This window comes from Undibacterium sp. GW821-FHT11B02 (assembly GCF_058808955.1).
This window is the reverse complement of the sequence record NZ_JBXASD010000012.1, coordinates 142,153-159,832: the sequence shown is the minus strand read 5'-3', so window position 1 is coordinate 159,832 and position 17,680 is coordinate 142,153. Positions and strand designations below refer to the sequence as shown.

The window sequence follows — 17,680 nt, the reverse complement described above, 5'->3', positions numbered from 1 at the left end:
CTGAAAAAATTAATCTGGACGGCGAAAGTCATCAGCAATCCACGCTCTTGCATTTTGCTGATTCAATTTGTAATTGGGCCCAACCCTGACTTTGGCCAGTTCCACATTATTGGCATCCTGGGCGCTGAGCCATGCATAGGGGTCATCTTCATCTGGCACGATATCAAGCATGATCTTGAAATCCGCTTCCACAGTTGCAACCATCAGACTCTTATGCAGTTGCGCATGCAATTGTTGTTCATGACGGCGTATGACTTCGGACGCAGTTTTTACCAGGGTGCCAAAGGCATTGGCATCCAGCGGCTTGGGATTTTTCTTGTCCCGGCCCATGGTCCAGGGACCGACCAGAGCTGGTTCGGGTTCACCATCCTTGATCATGGCAACGGCCCAGCCTTCATCATCGTCGTTTTTGATGACGCGTGCTGTCCAGCCTTTGTCGCGCCACAGACGGGCTTCACGAATGATTTGATCTTCGTCGGGCATGGCGTCATGCACCTGTTGGTTGTCGGCGTCGCTAGGCAAATGAAATTCTCACTAATGTAATTAGACAGGCTGCATCCTACACCTTATGTGGGCATGCTGTCTGAAACCGTATCAGTTTGTCTTGTTGACGGTGCAGGCAAGGGCGGCAAATCATGGCGTGCCCGGGCTTTCTGACATTTTTCATCGCCTGCCTGTACCTCGTGGCAGGGCGAGGGTCTTTGTGCATAGATAGTGCAGGTCACCGATTTACCAATGTCGCCTGATAGTGCCTGGCAGCGTGGTCGCGCCTGGTTGGTACCTGTCATGCAGGCATAGACTGGGGTAATTGCCTGTGTCAACAATTCGGGGATATGTAGGCTGTCCGCTTCTGCCCAATAAAATGAAACCCGGTAGCTGGCACAGCAGGCACCACATGTAAGGCAGGGATCATTTGTGCTGATGTCAGGGCGTGTTGGCATATGCAGTGAAGTATCGCACGGTTCCAGGTGTTGCCAGAGACCGATCCTAGTGACAGAACAGACTGATATCCCGCTCGGCTAGCATGCGATCATTCTCATCAGCCTTGGTGCCTGAAGATATTGTCCGGTGATAGGCACGACCTTCCTGAATGGCTGGCAAGAGACGACGCGCTTCTGCACAGCGCGTCGCATCTGTTTCTATCTGGTTGCTCTTATTGACTTTGGCGGCGGGATTGGTGTTGGGTCTGGAGTTGACACTTTTACGTTCGGCCTGCCGCTGCTTGAACACCAGTTCCTGCTCTTGCCAGCTTTGCGCTGATCCTGAGCCTGCCTGTGTACTGACTTTTACTTCTTCTGCTTTGGCATTGCCTGCATCCTGTTTGTTTTCAGAATAATGGGTTTGCCCATTCGCATCTTTCCACTTATAAATTTCTGCTTGTGCCATTGGGGCAAGCATGGCCAGGGTGGTCATTGACAGGCCAAGTTTGCATATAAGGTTGATTGCAAATGGGGAAGATATTTTCATTCTTATTCGTTATCTAGGCTTGCCATGGAGTGGGCACGTGAACAATGAAGTCTACGCATTGTACAAGCTCTTTCGATAAGTGAAGTATAAGAACGTTATTTACCCGTACTACTCGTCCTTCGCAACGATAAAAACAAGCCACCCGATATCAGTAGCGCACCTGCAAGCAGAGACAGGCTCATGCTTTCCCCCAATACCGAGATGGCAAGCGATACACCGACTAGTGGCATCAATGCCGTAAACATGGATGCCTTGGCACCTATCTGTTTTACTGCAAGATTAAACAGCAAAACGGATATCACGCTGACCAGCAAGCCCTGATACCCGGCCTGCAGTATGATGGCACCCAAGTCCTTCTTGAACAGAACTCCACCTTCAAACATAAAATACACAGGCACATACAGCAGGGCACCGACCTGTATCACGCTGACTACCGACAATGGGTCAGTATTCCAGCGCCGCATCAAGACAATATAAAACGACCACATCAGCGCTGCCAGCATGAACAACAGATCGCCGCACCATGCATCAGGATAAGCCTGCCCATGCACTTGCAATACACTGCCAATTTTAACTACCAGCACACCCAGCACCAGCAGGCCAAGTCCGAATAAAGGGATGCGATCCTGCTTACCCAGCATCAATCTGGCCAATATGGAAGTGAACAAGGGTGTAAACGCTGGATAAATCAGCGAGCTATGGGATGCAGGTGCCCAATGCAGGCCGCCGACCAGTACCATGTTGTATAAGGGGCCCGCCAGCAATAACAGCACCAGTGCCCTGGGCCAACCTATGCCGCAGGCATTCCAGGCACCACGTCGCAAGAACAAGGGCAACATGACCAGGCCGCTGACTGTAAAACGCAATAAGGTCAAATCCAGTATGGTCAGTGATGCGCGGTAACCAAACGTGGCCACGACCGGCTGCGCACCCCAGATGATGGCCACCACGAGGCCATAAAGTACACCCATGCAATTGCTCCTGATCTGTTAGAGCCTGTTCACGATCTTACTGCGCGGGCGCAATCAAAGACCACGCGGGGCTCATGCGCCGCTCAAAATGCTCATGTACTAAAGTACATTCCGCTTTTTGCGCTGCTCTTCACCGCCGCTGACGCCCGCTCGCTACAGATTGTTAACAGGTTCTTAGAGGATGGAGTAATCGCAATTACGCAAATCGGTCAGTAACATGTGGCCAGGGGCATGGGTAATGCAAAGAGCAGGCTTGGCTTGTGCCAGTGCTGCCTGTGGTGTTACACCGCAAGCCCAGAATACGGGCAACTCGTCTGGTAATACGTCCACCGCATCGCCATAGTCTGGCCGCGCCAGATTATGGATGCCTATCAGGGCGGGGTCGCCAATGTGTACCGGTGCACCATGCACGCCGGGGAAGCGCGACGTGATCTGTGTCGCCCGTATGGCGTCTGCGGCCTTCATCGGACGCATGCTCACTACCAGCGGCCCCTGGAAATTACCTGATGGCACCGTCGGTATGTTCGTACTATACATGGGCACGTTGCGGTTTTGTTCTATGTGACGAATGGCAATGCCATTTTCTATCAGTGAATGCTCAAACGTGAACGAACAACCAATGGCAAATGTCACCATGTCGTCGCGCCAGATGTCCTTGATGTCATTCGGTTCAGCAACCATTTCACCGTGATGGAAAACCCGGTAACGTGGCACATCGGTACGGATATCAAGATCAGTACCCAAAGCACTGATGTACGTTGTACCGACTTCAGACACGGCAATCAGTGGGCAAGGCTTGGGATTTTTCTGGCAAAAGCGATGAAATTCGCTGGCGACTGATGCTGGCAAAATCACCAGATTGACTTGCACAAAGCCGGGTGCCAATCCAGAGGTTTCCTTACGCCATTCACCACGGCGTATTGCCTGACGCAATTGGGCAGGTGACAGTGTGTTGAATTGAGCTGTTGTTTGAGTACTGACTAAAGAGGATTGCATGGCTGCTCCAGATATGGTGAGTTGGTATCGGTGTCCTTTGATGAAAGTATAGATCGCTCAGGTTGATAGAAGATAATTGAAAATACTATCAATTTTTGATAAAATATTTTTATCATGCGACCATCACTGCAGCAACTTGAAAGTTTTTACTGGATAGCCCGCCTGGGTGGTTTTCATGCGGCTGCCAGGCATCAGCATCTGACCCAGCCCACCATTTCCGCCAGAATCAATGAGCTGGAAGATATTCTTGGGGTAAAGCTGTTTGAACGTGGTGGCCATCGCGCCGTTATCACGCCGGAAGGGCATGATGTCCTGGCGCAGGCTGAAAAAATGCTGCGCCTGGCCGATGACCTGGAACAAATCGGCAAGCGGCGTAACCCCATGCGTGGCTTGTTGCGCCTGGGTGCCAATGAGTCCAGCGCCATGGCCGGCCTGATCACCCTGCTGGGGCGACTAAGGGTGCAATATCCTGAATTGCGTATAGAACTGACCGTGGATGTTGGTGCGACCCTCAGCCGCAAGCTCAATGCGCGTGAGCTGGATATTGCCATCTTGAGCGACCCCATATCTGCGCCGCATGTGGCAGATGTTGCCATTGGTCAGGTTGAACTGTTGTGGGTGGCGTCTACCCAGACCGTTCTGGCCGCGCAAGACTTGACGCCATCTGGCATGGCAGCCATGCCCGTCGTGGCCATGCCCGCACCATCGACGATTAACAATATCGTCACCGAATGGTTCCGGCAAGAAGGACATGAAGCGACCAATCTCAGCATTTGCAATTCCATGGCCATGATGGTCAAGCTGGTTGCTGCAGGCCACGCCATCGCAGTCTTGCCACGCGCCGTGGTCGCTGCAGAAATTGACAGTGGCATCATATATCCGCTGGCTGCCAAGCCAGTCTTGAACCCCTTAAATTATTACGTTTCTTATCTGCGTCAGGAGCAAGGTCTGGCGGATGGCGCCGTGGTCAGGATGGCGCGAGAGGTTTTGCGACAAAGTGGTCTATTGCTGCCACTGACCCGCTAAAACCGTTAGCTTGCTCCAGGATCATTTTAGTTTTTTTGTGAGTAGGACGCATGTTTTGTTCACGAATTTGATCCCCAAAAATTTCGTTTTCAACCTCACAAATTACACTTCTGTCTCAAGTGGCTATAAAAATAAATTCGACTACGCCATCATAGGATTGGAAGGCAGGACCTGCGGATACTGCAGCTATATTGCTTTCGATAAAAAAGCAGGCAAGGGTGTAGTAATATTGTCGAATGCAGAAGTCAGCGTCAGCGATATAGGCAACAAGATTATTAAAATTTCCTCTGACGCAGTAAGTTGAAGGCTGCAACGGAAACATGAGGGGGATGGCGTCGTCATGATCGCTATGCTATATGCCAGAACAGTGGGTACATGAATGACATCAATACAGCAAACAATGCATGGAGGTAGCCAAATCCGGATTTGGTCTTTGATTATCATCCTGGTGATGCACGCCCTGTTCTTCCTGGCTTTATCTCGCAGCAATGCTCCCCAAACAGACAAGGGCATGCCAGGAGATGCAGTGGCTTTCCTGACGACTGTGACGACGCGAACATATCCAATGCTACAAAAAACGGAGCATGAAAAAGCAGTGCATCAAGAATCGTCACCAGCTGCAAAAAAAGAGTCTGTGCATCCATCCAATACGGCAGCGAATCCTGCATCAGTCGAGAAATTGCCTGCGCCTCCGGTAACTGTAAAATCAATTCCCGATATAACAGCAGGCGCTGAAGCAGATGTGCCCACCAAATCCACAGTCGACCTTGCCCAACTTCGCTCGCAGGCAACGTTGCTGGCCAGAGAGTCTGCACAAAGCGATGCCAGTGAATCTGGCAATACGGGTATTCTTGGCGATTATTACGGTAGCTATAGCGGTGCCGATACAGGTACGTTTTATATCCATGTTGATCGCATCGGCAGCATCTTTGGTTCTGCCGATTCGGGCATAGCCCATACCAGTTTCACGATTACCGGTAAAGTATCGACCGATGGGGTCGTACAAATGACAGGGAAAGGTCTGGCAGGCTCAGCCAGTTTCGATGGCAAAATAAATCTCAAGACAGGTGCCGTGTCTGGTCACTGGAATTTGACAGGTTTTGGAAGAGGGCAATTCGCCGGTCAACGCGCCAAATCTGTCGGTGCCAGGGGATATTGATGCCACAATCTGGAGCAGTTTAAATAGTTTATGCGGTTCGCCTGATACAGATACAGGACTGAGAAAATCGAAAAAACAGTCGGGGCGGTGTAGTGAAGCTGGCGAATGCAGGCGAATACAGGTGTCCGTAATGCAGGCAACAAGATCATCAATAGCGAAATCCCTGTGCGCAGTAAGTTATTGACTACGTGCTGGTGTAATCATGCAATATCGTTCATAGCCAATAGCAATAACTCAGATTGGCATAATCAATTTTGCAGCATAGACAAGCCATGCTTTAATGGCGTGCCTGGTCGCTATAGGGGGAGCATTAAAGGCAATGCTCCTGCCTGCCCAAGCTAGCTTGCCAAAAAAAAGACAGGCTGCCCGATTGCTTTACAGTGACTTGAATAATTACCATAGCAGAGACAACATCATGAAATTTCAATTCAAAAAACCTCATGCTCCCCATGTCAGCTACCTGGCGGCACTGTTATTAACCCTGCCTTGCCTGACCTATTCTGCCAGCAAGGACAAACCCGTACTTGCTGTCAACACACCAGAATCCACCATCTGCAGCGTCAGTGCTTTAGAGCGTACCCTGCCTTTTCCGGTCGGTGACAAGGCCCTGTATTTTCTTAATCTGCGCGATGGTGACAAGGTACATTCACCGTTCAGGGTGGTGTTTTCCGTTTCTGGCATGGGGGTCGCGCCAGTCGAAGCTGGCAAGATCGAAGGCACGGGCCATCATCACATCCTGATCGACCTTGACCTGCCACAAGACATCAAAAAAGCCATCCCCTTTGACCGTGCTGATGAATACCAACACCAGCATTACAAACATTTTGGCAACGGTGAAACCGAAACCGTCCTCAACCTGCCACCCGGCAAACACAAACTACGCCTGATGTTCGCCAACCACCAGCACGTGCCTTATTACATCGCCAGCAAAGAAATTGTGATTGAAGTCTTGCCGAGCAAGGGGTGACGTTGATTGATATGAGCGCATCTTACTAAAATGCGAGCATCAGCCTTACGACTCTGATTTTGTTGTAGCGGACGCTGGTGTCGGGAGAAATCCCAAACGCTGTGCCTTATCGACGGCTTCTCTGACAGCTTGTTGCATTAATTTTTCCATTGCCGCAGTATCACGCAATTTTGTAGCAATGGGGTCGCTCAGGTCTTGCTGATGCTGTTCCATATACTGTCCTCATAAATAATAATTGTATTGTTTTCTGATTCAGCCACGATTTTTGAATGTTCGACATTTGAATTATCGAAGACACTCCATTTGTCAGCCAAAGGCAAATACAAGTCACGAAAATTTTGTATGCTACGTGCATACCGCCGTGTGATGACATCTGGTGGAATATTATGCCCGCCCATTTTCACGCGCAATGCTACCCGTTCCTGTGCCAGTGCAGCGCTGTGAAGCCAGACATAACACAGATCGATACGATACCCCTGCGCTTTCAGCTTGCCTAAAAAAACAGAAAACGTGCGACTTGACAAGGTTGATTCAAACGCAAAGCTTTTGCCAGACGCGGCCAGTTCATCCAAGCGACGCAGCATGATGCGGCCAGCTTCAAAGGCCGCACCATCAGGGTTAAACGCTGATAAACCCGCAGCGATCTGATCAGCATTGACGAAATCCGGCACCGCAAGATAGTCCCGCAACACTAGTGGCGCAATGGTGGATTTGCCTGCTCCATTGGGACCACCTATGACGATGACATGGGGCTGATGCATGGTTCATTTTCCAATAAAACTTGCTTGTCGATGGTGTTGACATAAAAAATAGTACTGAAAGGCCAGTACTATTTTTCCAGTTCAATTATTTCCCCCAACTATCCTTCAACGTCGTCACCCGATTAAACACCGGTTTCCCCATCACAGAATCCACACGATCCGCAACAAAGTAACCATGGCGTTCAAACTGCAAGCGCGTATCTGGTGTAATGGTCGCCAAGCCAGGTTCTACGTAGGCGCGTACGACCTCCAGCGCATTCGGGTTCAGCAAGGTCATGAAGTCTTTGCCGCCGGCGTCCGGGTTGGCGTCGGTGAACAGGCGGTCGTACAGGCGGACTTCAGCTTCCAGTGCGTCGGCGGCGTTGACCCAATGCAGGTTGCCTTTGACTTTGTAGTTGGCGCTGCCTTCGGTGCCGGATTTGCTGTCGGCGAAGTAATTGCAATGCACGGCGATGACATTGCCGTTTTCATCTTTGTCGCAGCCTGTGCATTCAACCACATAGCCATAACGCAGGCGTACCTTGTTGCCAGGGAAGAGGCGGAAATAACCTTTGACCGGTACTTCCATGAAGTCTTCCTGTTCTATCCACAGTTCTTTGCCTATTGTGAATTCGCGGTTGCCCAGTTCAGGGTGGTGCGGATGGATAGGCGCGGTGCAGGCGATGTTTTCGCCTTCGGGGAAGTTGTCGATGATTAGTTTCAGCGGGCGTAGTACGGCGGTGGCGCGTGGTGCTTTGGGGTCGAGGTCTTCACGCAGGCAACCTTCCAGCGTGCTGTAATCGATCCAGCCATCAGAACGGGTCACGCCTATGCGTTCGCAGAACAGTTGCAATGACTCTGGCGTGTAGCCACGGCGACGTATGCCGACGATGGTAGGCATGCGCGGGTCGTCCCAGCCGTTGACAATGTTTTGTTCTACCAGTTGGCGCAATTTGCGTTTGCTGGTGACGACATAGGTCAGGTTCAGGCGAGCAAATTCATATTGTTGTGGTACAGGCTTTTTGAAGAAGCCACCTTCGGCGGCGCGTTCTATGATCCAGTCATAGAAAGGGCGGTGATCCTGGAATTCCAGGGTACAGATCGAATGGGTGATGTTTTCTATTGCATCAGACAGTGGATGCGTGTAGTCATACATAGGGTAGATGCACCAGTTGTCACCCGTGCGGTGGTGGTGAGCATGGCGTATGCGGTAGATGGCCGGGTCGCGCAAATTCATGTTGGGTGATGCCATGTCTATCTTGGCGCGCAGGATGTGTTCACCATCCTTGAATTCACCCGCCTTCATGCAGCGCAACAGGTCCAGTGATTCTGCCGCAGGGCGATCACGGAAAGGGGAGTTCACACCAGGCTTTGAAAAATCACCACGGTTGGCAGCCATGTCGGCAGCACTTTGGCTATCGACATAGGCATGGCCTGCACCGATCAGGTATTCGGCGATGTCATACAGGCGGTCAAAATAATCACTGGCGTAATGCAGGTGTTCCACGCCCTGGTTGTTCCAGTCAAAGCCCAGCCATTTGACGCTGTCCATGATGGTGTCGACGTATTCCTGGTCTTCTTTCTCAGGATTGGTGTCATCAAAGCGCAGGTGGCAGCGGCCAGCGTAATCACGCGCCAGACCAAAGTTCAGGCAGATGGATTTAGCGTGGCCTATGTGCAGGTAACCATTCGGTTCTGGCGGAAAGCGGGTGATGACGGTTGGCATGCCATCGCGTACATACTTGCCTGCTGCCTGGTCATTGTCGATGATGGCGCGCAGAAAATTGGAAACCGGTGCTGCTGGAGTTGCATTGGCGTTATTTTTAGTGTCGTTGCTCATAGTTGTAACGTAATAAACTGTATGTATTTTTAACTTGCGCAATAGCTGTGCGGCGGCATTGCATCTTGCCGGAAAATTATTGCGCAAGTCCAGTATTTGTCATTTGCACACTATACTAATCGTTAATTGACAATTAAGTAAGGCGCAGTAAATTCGGGGTGTGCGGCCCAGGCTGACAAGTATTTTACCGTAGCGCAGCATTGCGGGCGCGAATGTTTGGCTATCTGCAGGGAATGGATAGTGGAAATGGCTGATTTTTGGCGAGAAATTGCTTAAAAGCAGGGTAAAAAAGCTATTTCATTCAAATCCCGCTCGATTCCACCCGGTTACGCCCGCATTTCTTGGCATGGTAGAGGGCGTTGTCAGCCTTGCTCATGGTTTCGTGGATGCTGTCTGGATGGCGGTAGGCCGCGACGCCAAAGCTGGCGGTTTTCTTGCCCACAATCTTGAATTCGTGATTGGCGATGGCCGCACGCAGTTTTTCTGCAGTTGCTACTGCGGCATGGATATTGGTTTCACGGAAAATCACTAAAAATTCTTCGCCACCCCAGCGGCCAACAGCATCCATGCTGCGCACATGCTCTTTAAGGATGTTGGCAATGCCGACCAGGATCTGATCACCGATCTGGTGCCCATAGCAGTCATTGACCTGCTTGAACAGGTCAATATCGACAATGGCCAGGGAAAAGAAAGTGCCATAACGCAGGCTGCGCTGGTGTTCTTCGTCCAGGATTTTTTCCAGTTTCAGGCGATTGTGCAAGCCGGTCAGGCGGTCGGTGCTGGATAGTAATTCCAGGTCATGATTGCGCATTTCCAGTTCATGGGTGCGGGCGGCGACCAGGCTTTCCAGGTTGCTGTTGACTTCCATCATGGATTTATGGCTGCCTTCGAGCTTTTCTGCCATCTGGTTGAAGCCCGTTTCCAGTTCCTGTAATTCGCCGCCAGAACTGGCAGTTATCCGGGTGTTCAGTTCGCCTTTCGCCATCAGGTGTACGCCATCCAGCAGGCGTGACAGGGGGCGGGTGATGTCACGGCTCATACGCAATGCCAGCACTGATGCACAGGCTGTGCCTATCAGCCCTATCAGTATGCTGATAGCGACAAAGGCGTTCTTGCTTTGACGGCTGGCATGGGTACTCAGCTCCAGATAAACCCGGCCCAATAATTTTGGTTTGTTGCCGGTTTTGTCGCTTGTCTTGTCACTGCTGCTGCGGTCAAACAGGTCAAAGGCGTCGCTATCGGCTTTGCCCTGGTAAATCGGGGCGGCAAATATCAGCGAGCCCTGGTCGCCTTTGAGAATCTTGCCGGTGTCGGCAGCATTGGCATGTTCTGGTCCCATTTTGCTGGGTTTGCCACTGACGGCCAATACCCTGTTGTTGGCATCGGTGATGATGACGGCTTTGGCGTCATCTTCTTTCATGACTGACTGGGTGAGTGCTTGCAAGACCTCACGGTTGCCAGAAAATGCACCGTATTCGCTGGCAGGTGCCAATTGACGGGTGATGACGGCACCGCGCGCTTTCAGGGCACCGTCAATTTCAGTGATGCCGACGATGACGGCCAGCAGCACCAGCAAGACAGAAATCACCCACACTGGTGCCAGCGCCAGGAATAATATGCGATGGGCGAGCGGCCAGCTTTTCATTGGGCACGCTCCGGTATGGCTTTTAATTTGCGCATCAGATTGCTTTCGTCGTCCACTTCCAGGCTGAGCGAATGGCTGACCTGGGAATTGACACTGACCGTGAAATAACGTGGGTATTGCGGCAGTGGCAAATAGGCATGAGCGGGCAAGCTTTGGATGATTTCCACCACTTGCTGGCTGATTTGTGTTGGTGAGCTGTATACGGCAGCCAGCGCACCGGCCTTGACATACGAAGCTGAAAACCCGAACAGCGGTATTTTTTGGCGGTAGCTGGTCAGCAAAATGCTTGGAATATTGTTGCGGTTATAGATGGCAGGGTCAGGCATTGCCAGCAGGGCGTCACTGTTGATCAATAACCTGCGCAAGGCTGGCAGCAGGCCAGAATCATCATTCACGGTTTCCATATTCAACTGAAAATCAGCTTCTTTGGCTGCTGCCTGAACACCGGTCAGCATGTCGGCTGAATCTTTGCCCAGCAATATACCTATGCGGCTGCTGTTGGGAAGGGTGCTGTGTATCAATGCCAACTGACGGTTCCACGACTGATCTACATACACCGCAGAAAAACGATGCTGGTCTTGATGGCGGCCATACTGCTTGGCGATTTTCTGAAAGATGCTGCGTGGTACCAGTACATTCAGCACAGACATGGCTGGCGGTTTTTGCGCCATGGCTGTCATTGCCGGGGTACCGACAGCGATCAGCAACTGGTTATAAGCGCTGTGCGACAACTCTTCTGTTTTCAGGGCAGGCAGGTACAGGGTTTTGACGGTGGTTTTTGCGGTGCTGCCTTGCGCAAGCTGGCTGGTCAGACTATTGGCAAATTCTGTGTAGGCAGCACCATCTTCACTTAGCAGTATAGTGACATTATCTATGGCCAGACAGGGGAGGGGCGTTAGCAAATTGAACGTCATGCTCAACACCAGACTGAACAGCAGGCATGGCAACCCCTTGCCTGCAAAAGGTGGCAAGCGGTGGCGCAGGCACTGGACATGCTGGTACAGCATGATTTACATATCCAATCTGAAATTCAGTCTGACGCGACGTCCAGGCACTTCGTTGTCATGCCGGTATTCAAAATAACGCGCATCGGCAAGGTTTTGGGCAATCAGCGAACATTCGGCCTGTTTGTCGCCCATTTTGAGTTGGTAGCTAAGCTTGGCATCCAATCTGCGGTTGGCGTCTACGTAGTAACCCCGGTTCTCATTCGGATTATAGTCAGTGGCATTGAATTTGGTTTTGGCGACCTGATAGGCTACCAGGCTACCGCTCCATTGTTCATTGAACTTATGGCTTAGCATCATGCTCTGGCTGTACTTGGGCAGAGAATCGCTGTAGATGACACCGTTCACATTATTGCTTTTGACGCTGCCACCGGACAAACCGTAGATCAGTTTAGTATTGTCGCCAAGCTGGGCTTTCAGTTGCAGTTCATAGCCGCGCATGGTGGCGGTGCCTGCGTTGAGATTACCGCTGGCTGCAGAACGGCTGTTGCGGACATCAATCAACTGGCTGTAGTCATCATAAAACAGGCGAAAATCGATATCCAGGCCGGCGTATTTGCCCATGTAACCTATGTCGGAAGATTTCACACGTTCTGTCTGCATTTCGGGCAAGCCAGGATAGAACTCGGGGCTACGCCAGTAGCTGTCATAGACTTTTTCATACACCGAAGGTGAGCGCGTGGCACGCGAATGGCTGATGCGCAAGGTGTGTCCTGGCAGCATATGCCAGTTGACAGCAAAGCGTGGCGTGGTATCGGTGCCGGTATAGGTATTGTTTTCTATCATGCCACCGACATTGAAGATCAGATCGGGTCTGGCACGCCATTCCAGATTGCCAAACAAGCGCCGCAAATGGTAAGGGAAATCGCCAAACAGATACTGGTTATCGCCGACACCAAGGTAATACGGGGCATAGGTTTGGTCGTAGCGCACGCTGCCACCCCATACCATCCTGGCATCCTTGAAGGGGACAAAGGTATGCTGTACTTCAAGATCGTAGCGGCGCAAGATGGCGTCACCGTCGCTGATGCCATCTGAATCTTTCAGGCTGGCGTAGACTCGTTCTACGGTATGAAAAAATTGTACCGACAGTTCGCCGCCTGCTTCCAGTGCGCGTCGCCAGTGCAACATTTCAAAATGGTTTTCTGCACTGCGGCTGATGGCGTATACGTTATTGTATTCACCCACCTCACGCGGGCCACCGTTATAGCCAAACTGGAATTCCAGCGCGTCGGCTGCGTTGAGCTGGTAATCGGCGCGCAGGTTCAGGTTTTGTATGGTTTTGTTATCGTATTTGTTCACAGTCCAGAAGGGGAATCGTGACGTGGCATTTTGGATGCGGCTGTCTTCCCCCATATCGTCGCGCAGGCTGCCGGTTATCCGGTAGCTGAGGTCACCATTTTTACCACCATAGCGGAATATGGCTTCCTTGCGTCCTGGGCCCACAGACAGTGACAACATTTTGCCCTGGGTTTCAGCCGGGTGACGCGTGATGATATTGATGACGCCGGAGTAAGAATTGGCCCCATAGCTGGCTGAGTCTGGTCCGCGTATGACTTCGATGCGTTCTATATCTTCCAGCACGATGGGCAGATCGCTCCAGTTGACCCCGCCAAACAGGCTGGAATACACAGACCTGCCATCGATCAGCACCTGCATGCGGTCAGAAGTGGTGGTGGTGACCATGCCATGGTAGGCCACAGTGCTGTCGGCAGAAAAATACGGGTCAGCGTGATAAGCCACATACATGCCGGGTACCAGACGGAATACCTCGGATAAATCCCAGGCACCGGAATCCTTGATCATCTGGCGATCTATGATAGTGACCGCAACCGGGGCTTCATTGATGGGCTGCGACAGGCGCGAAGCCGACAGGATGACCGGCACTTCGTCCAGGAAAATGGACTCTTCACCGCCACCAGCCAGCGCATTGGCCTGAGCAAGTAAAAACAGTAACAGTATGCTGCCAGCCTTTTTGCCCGGACAAAGAAAGGATAGAGTTAATCTGATTTCGTCAGCTGACAAGAGTGGCTCCAGCACCAGAAAAGTTGTTGATTTAGAGTAACACAGCAAAGTTCTTGCTTGTAGTTTAAATGCAAAGAAAATCAGTCGTGTACCTTTTTGGAAGTTTTTCGCAATTTCTGTGCGCAAATTAACGTTTGTACAAACATATTTATATCAAAGGGTGTTATTGCAAATAATATTGTGTATTTGTTATGTTTTGGCCAAATCCGGCTTCATGCAACTGGACATGTTTTAAAAAATACCATTTATCTAAACTCGCAATAAGGCAAAGTAAGGCAAAGCTTCTGGTCAGGGCAGCCAACGGGTTAGAATAGCGGGATGACTACAGAATTAATTATTTCCCCCGACGCTGGCAGCGAAACGGTTGCCGCAAAACCTTACGAACCCGCCTTCGTACATCTGCGCATCCATTCCGAATATTCTATTGTGGATGGCCTGGTACGTATCGATGATGTCATCAAGGCAGCAGTAAAAGATAAACAGCCAGCCATGGCGATCACCGATTTGGCGAATCTGTTCGCGATGGTGAAGTTCTATAAAGCCGCACGCGGCAAGGGCATGAAACCGATTGCGGGCTGTGATGTCTGGATCAGCAATGATGCTGAACGTGACAAGCCTTCCAGATTGCTGTTGCTGGTCAAGAATCGCCTGGGCTATCTGCAATTGTGCGAATTGCTGGCACAGGCATGGCTGACCAATCAGCACAAGGGGCGCGCAGAAATTCGTTATGAATGGTTGCAAAAACTGCATGAAGATGGTCAGGGTGGCGGACTGATTGCTCTTTCTGGTGCACATTTCGGCGATGTCGGGGTCGCCATCGACAATGGCAATCCTGATCTGGCAGAACAGCTGGCCTTGCGCTGGTCGCGGATTTTCCCGCAGCATTTTTATATAGAAATTCAGCGCGCCGGTCAGCCGAATATGGATAACCATGTGCGCGCTGCCGTGGCAATGGCCAGCAGGCTGCAGTTGCCGGTAGTAGCTACTCACCCCGTGCAATTCATCAGCAAGGATGACTACACGGCACATGAAGCGCGGGTCTGTATTGCCGAAGGCGATATGCTGGCCAATGGCCGCCGCGTACGTCGCTTCAATGAACAACAGTGTTTTAAAACCCAGGCAGAGATGGCAGAACTGTTTGCCGACATGCCAGGAGCCTTGCGCAACTCAGTAGAAATTGCCAAACGCTGCAATCTGACGCTGGAATTGGGCAAACCAAAATTACCGGATTTCCCGACGCCAGAAGGCATGACCATCAATGATTTTCTGGTGCATGAAGCCCAGCGTGGGCTGGAATTCCGTCTTCAGCATTTGTTCGCAAATGAAGAAAAACGTGAGAAAGAGCGCGCCCGCTATGAAGCGCGTTTGAAGTTTGAAACGGACACCATCATCAAGATGGGTTTCCCCGGTTACTTCCTGATCGTTGCGGACTTTATCCAGTGGGCAAAAAACAATGGCGTGCCAGTAGGGCCGGGACGTGGTTCTGGCGCAGGTTCGCTGGTTGCTTATTCGCTGCTGATTACCGATCTCGACCCATTGCAATACAACCTGCTGTTTGAACGTTTCCTGAATCCAGAGCGGGTATCCATGCCCGACTTTGATATTGACTTTTGCCAGGAAGGCCGTGACCGCGTCATTCAATATGTGAAAGACCGGTATGGCAAAGACGCCGTATCGCAGATTGCCACCTTCGGTACCATGGCAGCCAAAGGCGCGATTCGCGACGTGGGCCGGGTGTTGGATTTTGGCTATATGTTTTGCGATGGCGTATCGAAACTGATCCCGTTCAAACCGGGCAAGCAGGTGACGATTGCTGAAGCCATTGTTGAAGAGCCGCTGCTGGCAGAACGTCAGGAAAATGAAGAAGAAGTCAAAACCCTGCTCGACCTGGCACAACAGGTAGAAGGCATCACCCGCAATATAGGTATGCATGCCGGCGGTGTATTGATCGCACCAGGAAAACTGACCGATTTTTGCCCGCTGTACACACAGGGCGGCGATTCTGGCGTGGTCTCGCAGTATGATAAAGACGACGTGGAGGCTGTGGGCCTGGTCAAGTTCGACTTTTTGGGCTTGACCACGCTGACCATCCTTGACCGGGCAGTGCGCTATATCAAGATGCTGGACCCGGCCATGGCGGATTTTGACCTGGCCAAATTGCCGCTGGATGACCGGCCATCGTATGAACTGTTGACCAAGGCGAAAACCGTCGCCGTGTTCCAGCTGGAAAGCCGCGGCATGCAAGGCATGCTTAAAGATGCGCGTCCCGATCGTTTTGAAGACATTATCGCGCTGGTGGCTTTGTATCGTCCTGGTCCTATGGACCTGATCCCGGATTTTTGCAAGCGTAAGCATGGTGAGCGCTTCGATTATCCTGATCCACGTACTGAAGGCATTTTGTCTGAAACTTACGGCATCATGGTGTATCAGGAACAGGTTATGCAGATGGCGCAGGTGGTCGGTGGTTACTCACTCGGCGGTGCGGATTTGCTGCGCCGTGCCATGGGTAAGAAAAAAGCCGAAGAGATGGCCGAACATCGGCAGATTTTCCGTGATGGTGCAGCCAAGGATGGTTTGCCGCAAGAAAAGGCCGATGAAATTTTCGATTTGATGGAAAAATTCGCGGGCTATGGTTTCAATAAATCTCATGCTGCCGCGTATGCATTGCTGTCTTATCACACAGCGTATCTAAAGGCCCATCACCCCGCCGCGTTCATGGCAGCCAATATGTCGCTGGCCATGGATGATACCGACAAGGTCAAGATTCTGGTGGAAGACGCGATCGATATCTGCAAGCTGAAAATGCTGCCGCCAGATATCAATCTGTCTGATTATCGTTTCATGCCTGTTGCCGAGCCAGGTAAAAAATCCAGTCAGATACGTTATGGTATGGGGGCCGTCAAGGGCTCGGGCCAGAATGCGATTGAAAGCATCATTGCAGCCCGTATCAACGGTGGACCATTTACTGATTTGTTTGATTTCTGTAAGCGTGTAGACAAGCGTCAGGTCAATCGTCGCACCGTCGAATCGCTGATACGTGCTGGTGCCATGGATTGCCTGGGCAAAGATCGAGGCATCTTGCTGGCAACAGTTGATTTTGCTTTGGAAGCTGCCGAACAGGCTGAAGCCGCCGCAAATCAGGTCAGTCTGTTTGGTGATGATGACGACCTGATTCCGCCGCCAGATTATCTGGATGTGCCGGTTTGGACAGACAAAAAACGCCTGACCGAAGAAAAAACAGCACTGGGCTTTTACCTGTCGGGCCATCTGTTTGATTCTTACGCGCCTGAAGTGCGTCAGTTCATCAAGACCACACTGGCCAAACTGGAGCCCTCGCGCGATTTACGTTTGATCTGCGGCATCATCAGTGGTGTACGTACCCAGATGACGCAGCGTGGCAAGCTGTTGATTGTCAGCCTTGATGACGGTACCGCTGTGGTTGAGGTCACGGTCTACAGCGAAATCATGGAAGAATTCAAATCGCTGTTCAAGGAAGATGAATTCCTGGCCGTGCTGGGTAAAGTGTCAGAAGACAGGTTCTCTGGCGGTTTGCGTATTTCTGCTGAAAAGGTCATGGACATAGGCCGTGCCCGTGTCCAGTTTTCGCAAGGCTTGCGTTTGACGCTGACAGCCGGTGCCGATACCAAGAAGCTGCAGGAACTGTTGAAGCCACATCTGAATGCAGATGGCTGCCCGGTATTGATACGCTATCAAAACGCCAATGCCAGTGCCGAGCTGTATCTGTCGGATCAATGGCGGGTGAACCCGGATGACACCTTGCGTCAAAACCTGGGTGAATGGCTATCCATGAAAAACGTCAAAATTGAATACGCCTGATTC

Annotated in this window: 15 protein-coding genes; 4 read left to right on the top strand and 11 right to left on the bottom strand. The window is 51.3% G+C overall.

Annotated elements, in window-relative coordinates; translation table 11 throughout:
• Nucleotides 1-9: 9 nt before the first annotated feature.
• From AC1RVX_RS23585 to AC1RVX_RS23565, 5 genes are all read right to left on the bottom strand, one after another.
• Nucleotides 10-483 carry a hypothetical protein gene (locus AC1RVX_RS23585; protein ID WP_493219084.1) on the bottom strand — a complete coding sequence of 158 codons (474 nt, stop codon included), beginning with the start codon at nt 481-483 and terminating at the stop codon, nt 10-12.
• A gap of 83 nt (nt 484-566) precedes the next feature.
• Nucleotides 567-941: a YkgJ family cysteine cluster protein gene (locus AC1RVX_RS23580; protein ID WP_493219028.1), complete on the bottom strand. Its 375-nt coding sequence runs from the start codon at nt 939-941 to the stop codon at nt 567-569.
• Nucleotides 942-987: 46 nt separating this feature from the next.
• Nucleotides 988-1,467, bottom strand: a complete 480-nt coding sequence (locus tag AC1RVX_RS23575; RefSeq protein WP_493219027.1) for a DUF4124 domain-containing protein — start codon at nt 1,465-1,467, stop codon at nt 988-990.
• A gap of 95 nt (nt 1,468-1,562) precedes the next feature.
• Nucleotides 1,563-2,438 (bottom strand): DMT family transporter, encoded by an 876-nt coding sequence (locus AC1RVX_RS23570; RefSeq protein ID WP_493219026.1) that lies wholly within the window; start codon nt 2,436-2,438, stop codon nt 1,563-1,565.
• Nucleotides 2,439-2,612: 174 nt separating this feature from the next.
• Nucleotides 2,613-3,434 carry a putative hydro-lyase gene (locus AC1RVX_RS23565; protein WP_493219025.1) on the bottom strand — a complete coding sequence of 274 codons (822 nt, stop codon included), beginning with the start codon at nt 3,432-3,434 and terminating at the stop codon, nt 2,613-2,615.
• A gap of 114 nt (nt 3,435-3,548) precedes the next feature.
• On the opposite strand from AC1RVX_RS23565, the gene AC1RVX_RS23560 reads away from it, so the two are divergent.
• The 3 genes from AC1RVX_RS23560 to AC1RVX_RS23550 all read left to right on the top strand — a co-directional run bounded on the left by AC1RVX_RS23560 (nt 3,549) and on the right by AC1RVX_RS23550 (nt 6,586).
• Nucleotides 3,549-4,460 carry a LysR family transcriptional regulator gene (locus AC1RVX_RS23560; protein WP_493219024.1) on the top strand — a complete coding sequence of 304 codons (912 nt, stop codon included), beginning with the start codon at nt 3,549-3,551 and terminating at the stop codon, nt 4,458-4,460.
• A 433-nt stretch (nt 4,461-4,893) separates the two neighbouring features.
• Nucleotides 4,894-5,619 (top strand): hypothetical protein, encoded by a 726-nt coding sequence (locus AC1RVX_RS23555; RefSeq protein ID WP_493219023.1) that lies wholly within the window; start codon nt 4,894-4,896, stop codon nt 5,617-5,619.
• 415 nt (nt 5,620-6,034) lie between these two features.
• Nucleotides 6,035-6,586 (top strand): DUF4399 domain-containing protein, encoded by a 552-nt coding sequence (locus AC1RVX_RS23550; RefSeq protein ID WP_493219022.1) that lies wholly within the window; start codon nt 6,035-6,037, stop codon nt 6,584-6,586.
• Between the two features lie 45 nt (nt 6,587-6,631).
• Here AC1RVX_RS23550 and AC1RVX_RS23545 read toward each other — a convergent pair whose 3' ends face one another.
• The 6 genes from AC1RVX_RS23545 to AC1RVX_RS23520 form a co-directional block, all read right to left on the bottom strand.
• The gene (locus AC1RVX_RS23545; protein ID WP_493219021.1) at nt 6,632-6,799 is read right to left on the bottom strand and encodes a hypothetical protein; all 168 of its coding nucleotides are present in this window, start codon (nt 6,797-6,799) and stop codon (nt 6,632-6,634) included.
• Nucleotides 6,775-7,347: an ATPase gene (locus AC1RVX_RS23540; RefSeq protein WP_493219020.1), complete on the bottom strand. Its 573-nt coding sequence runs from the start codon at nt 7,345-7,347 to the stop codon at nt 6,775-6,777. The genes AC1RVX_RS23545 and AC1RVX_RS23540 overlap by 25 nt, the downstream gene beginning before the upstream one ends.
• Before the next feature lie 85 nt (nt 7,348-7,432).
• Complete coding sequence (locus tag AC1RVX_RS23535; protein WP_493219019.1) at nt 7,433-9,166, bottom strand: glutamine--tRNA ligase/YqeY domain fusion protein; 1,734 nt, start codon at nt 9,164-9,166, stop codon at nt 7,433-7,435.
• Nucleotides 9,167-9,467: 301 nt separating this feature from the next.
• Nucleotides 9,468-10,811, bottom strand: coding sequence for a GGDEF domain-containing protein (locus tag AC1RVX_RS23530; protein WP_493219018.1), 1,344 nt, complete (start codon nt 10,809-10,811; stop codon nt 9,468-9,470).
• Entirely contained in the window at nt 10,808-11,818 is a 1,011-nt protein-coding gene (locus AC1RVX_RS23525; protein ID WP_493219017.1) for an ABC transporter substrate-binding protein, read from the bottom strand. Before AC1RVX_RS23525 ends, AC1RVX_RS23530 begins: the two co-directional genes overlap by 4 nt.
• Nucleotides 11,819-11,821: 3 nt before the next feature.
• Complete coding sequence (locus AC1RVX_RS23520) at nt 11,822-13,840, bottom strand: TonB-dependent receptor plug domain-containing protein (RefSeq protein ID WP_493219016.1); 2,019 nt, start codon at nt 13,838-13,840, stop codon at nt 11,822-11,824.
• 318 nt (nt 13,841-14,158) lie between these two features.
• Between AC1RVX_RS23520 and dnaE the strand changes: the two genes are divergently transcribed.
• Nucleotides 14,159-17,677, top strand: coding sequence for a DNA polymerase III subunit alpha (gene dnaE, locus AC1RVX_RS23515; RefSeq protein ID WP_493219015.1), 3,519 nt, complete (start codon nt 14,159-14,161; stop codon nt 17,675-17,677).
• The last annotated feature ends 3 nt before the right edge of the window (nt 17,678-17,680 follow it).

What these genes read in the sequence shown, in the direction of transcription:
- AC1RVX_RS23585 (WP_493219084.1), bottom strand. Translation starts at nt 483, where the DNA reads ATGCCCGACGAAGATCAAATCATTCGTGAAGCCCGTCTGTGGCGCGAC.
- AC1RVX_RS23580 (WP_493219028.1), bottom strand. Translation starts at nt 941, where the DNA reads ATGCCAACACGCCCTGACATCAGCACAAATGATCCCTGCCTTACATGT.
- AC1RVX_RS23575 (WP_493219027.1), bottom strand. Translation starts at nt 1,467, where the DNA reads ATGAAAATATCTTCCCCATTTGCAATCAACCTTATATGCAAACTTGGC.
- AC1RVX_RS23570 (WP_493219026.1), bottom strand. Translation starts at nt 2,438, where the DNA reads ATGGGTGTACTTTATGGCCTCGTGGTGGCCATCATCTGGGGTGCGCAG.
- AC1RVX_RS23565 (WP_493219025.1), bottom strand. Translation starts at nt 3,434, where the DNA reads ATGCAATCCTCTTTAGTCAGTACTCAAACAACAGCTCAATTCAACACA.
- AC1RVX_RS23560 (WP_493219024.1), top strand. Translation starts at nt 3,549, where the DNA reads ATGCGACCATCACTGCAGCAACTTGAAAGTTTTTACTGGATAGCCCGC.
- AC1RVX_RS23550 (WP_493219022.1), top strand. Translation starts at nt 6,035, where the DNA reads ATGAAATTTCAATTCAAAAAACCTCATGCTCCCCATGTCAGCTACCTG.
- AC1RVX_RS23545 (WP_493219021.1), bottom strand. Translation starts at nt 6,799, where the DNA reads ATGGAACAGCATCAGCAAGACCTGAGCGACCCCATTGCTACAAAATTG.
- AC1RVX_RS23540 (WP_493219020.1), bottom strand. Translation starts at nt 7,347, where the DNA reads ATGCATCAGCCCCATGTCATCGTCATAGGTGGTCCCAATGGAGCAGGC.
- AC1RVX_RS23535 (WP_493219019.1), bottom strand. Translation starts at nt 9,166, where the DNA reads ATGAGCAACGACACTAAAAATAACGCCAATGCAACTCCAGCAGCACCG.
- AC1RVX_RS23530 (WP_493219018.1), bottom strand. Translation starts at nt 10,811, where the DNA reads ATGAAAAGCTGGCCGCTCGCCCATCGCATATTATTCCTGGCGCTGGCA.
- AC1RVX_RS23525 (WP_493219017.1), bottom strand. Translation starts at nt 11,818, where the DNA reads ATGCTGTACCAGCATGTCCAGTGCCTGCGCCACCGCTTGCCACCTTTT.
- dnaE (WP_493219015.1), top strand. Translation starts at nt 14,159, where the DNA reads ATGACTACAGAATTAATTATTTCCCCCGACGCTGGCAGCGAAACGGTT.